General features: G+C 59.1%; 2 protein-coding genes. One reads left to right on the plus strand and one right to left on the minus strand.

The annotated features are described in order from the left end of the window. The coding region (locus NW860_RS03285) for a PP2C family protein-serine/threonine phosphatase (protein WP_414512376.1) at positions 1-575 on the plus strand (575 nt) is incomplete at its 5' end. Between the two features lie 423 nt (positions 576-998). On the opposite strand, the gene NW860_RS03290 is transcribed toward NW860_RS03285, so the two are convergent. Beyond that, positions 999-2,210, minus strand: coding sequence for a hypothetical protein (locus NW860_RS03290; RefSeq protein WP_414512378.1), 1,212 nt, complete (start codon positions 2,208-2,210; stop codon positions 999-1,001). Positions 2,211-2,366: the final 156 nt, after the last annotated feature.

Genomic DNA, 2,366 nt, shown 5'->3' on the forward strand with positions numbered 1-2,366 from the left:
TCCTGCACGCCTACTATCATCTCGGCGGCACGGCGCAGGAGGCGGCGCGACACGCCATCCTACAGGCGCACCACTACATCGCCGAGATGGCGAGCAAAATCCCCTCGCGCTACGGGATGGGCACGACGCTCACCGCACTGATCCTCAAGCAAGACGAGGGCATCTTGGCGCATGTAGGCGACAGCCGCTGCTACCGCCTGCGCGAAGGCGTGTTCGAGCAACTCTCGCGCGACCATACGCTGGTGGCGAGGCTGGTAGAGCAGGGCATCATCACCCCCGAACAGGCGAAGTACCACCCGCAGCGGAATGTGATTCGCCAAGCGGTGGGCGTCGCCGACCCCAGCGAGCCGCTGGAGCCTGACATCGAGACCTTCCCGCTGCAGGCAGGCGACCTGTATCTGCTCTGCTCCGACGGGCTGACCGACATGGTGGACGATGCGGAGATTGAAGCGATTCTGCGCGACGAGCCGCCCGCCCGCGCCGCGTGGCGGTTAGTCGACCGCGCGCTCGCCAACGGTGGACGGGATAACATCACGGTTGTGCTGGTGCGCGTTTTGGCGTTGGAGGCGGTGTAGTACCAACCGCGTGTCTAAAGTTCACCGATTGCCCCCCTCCTTAAGGTTCCCCCCGCTTCGCGAGGGGAACCGCGTGGGGCGCGTGGGTTCGGTTCCCCCTGCTTGCAGGGGGAACCTTAAGGAGGGGGTTATCAGGCATACTCGTTTTTGTGAACTTTGGCTGCGCGATTGGTATAATACCCCACCCCAGCCCTCCCCGTCAACGGGGAGGGAGTTGCCCTCACCCTGCTATCCCTGAACACGGGTAATAGGGATATGGAGAGCGGAAGCGGAGCTTCCGCCTATGCTTCAGCGTCCCAAAGCGTGTATGGAGTGCGGAAGCTCCACTTCCGCCCGACGCTGAAGCGTCAGCTTCAGCACTCCAAACAGGTCAGCGAACCGCTCCCCTCTCCCACGAAGTGGGAGAGGGGCTGGGGGTGAGGGCTAACACCCGCTGCCGAAGTTGAACAGCACCTCCAGCAGGTCAGCGTCGTCTACAATCCCATCCCAGTTGAGGTCTTCGTTGCAGTAGCCGCGCCCGCCGAATGCAAACAGCACCCGCAGCAGGTCAGCGTCGTCCACGCAGCCGTTGCGGTCAACATCCCCGCGAATTGGAAAGCCCGTATCCAAAACGAAGATTGCTCCACTCCTCATGGCAGCGTTGTAACCAGTTCCTACGATGTAGCGCCCATTCGGCGAGATATAGTAGGCTGCAATGAGTCTTGATGGACCTAATAGATGGCGGTAGGTTTGGTTGAGGTCTTCCATTCGTCCGTCCGTCCAGCGAAAGGCGTAATCTTCTCCTGGCACATCGAATGGTTCAGCCCGACCGACCACGATGTTGCCGTCAGCAGAAACACTGAGAGGCACGATCCGCGCACCAAGTTCTTGCATCCCTCCAGATGCTGTCCAGCGGAAGGCACGGTATTTGCTGGTATTAAAGGCATTAAATATGCTCAAGCCGACCACAACAGACCCATCGGCAGATACAGCGTTGGGTGTGCTAGACTCGTCGCCAGGCAGGGTTCCAAGATCTTGCAAGCCCTCAGAAGCCGTCCAGCGGAAAGCGCGAGAGATATTGCCGTAAGTAGCTGCACCAACCACCGTGCTTCCGTCGGCGGAAACAGCGCGAGCCACACTATTTCGGGTGTTTGGTAGTGTACCAAGGTCTTGCATCCCGCCATCGCGTGTCCAGCGAAAGGCGCGCTGCTGCCCTGCAGCGTTGTACGCCCAGCCGACCACTACGCTTCCATCGGCTGATACATCACGTGCGGCGCTCCCACGACCGCCAAGTGAACCGAGAAACTGTACCCCTTCAGTTGCCGTCCAGCGGAAGGCGCGCCATGTTATGAGGTAATTACCGATTGTGCCGACCAGCACGGAGCCATCGGCAGAAATACCGTTAGCCACCGCGCCGATGTTGCTGATCAGCGGGGTAATGTTTTCAACCACCCCGTTTACCCAGCGAAACGTTTGCCAATCTCCACTGCCAATCACAACTGAGCCATCGGGGGTCGAGGCACTGAAACTCTTGAAATATTCCTTCGGAAAGCTGTACCAAGTCAGGGACTGCGACCAACTTGCGGTCGCCATCAACGACGATAAGGCAAACACGCTCACCAGTAACACGAACCGATTGTGTGCATAGTACCGCATCGTGCATACCTCCTGAGAATAAGAGTGGCTTGCGCCCTTGTTGGCGCAGGCTATGGTAATTATACCATAACCCAACTTGCTACCTTGTCAAGTTTTCCCTCGTGTGCGGGTACAATCCCCCCACGCACACGGAGGTCAACCACGCTGGACAAAATC

Origin of the sequence: Synechococcus sp. F70.1 (assembly GCF_047502745.1) — a bacterium.
In the GTDB taxonomy this organism is placed as follows: domain Bacteria; phylum Cyanobacteriota; class Cyanobacteriia; order Thermostichales; family Thermostichaceae; genus Thermostichus.

Excerpts from the sequence above, each read along its gene's own strand:
- NW860_RS03290 (WP_414512378.1), bottom strand. The coding sequence starts at position 2,210 with ATGCGGTACTATGCACACAATCGGTTCGTGTTACTGGTGAGCGTGTTT.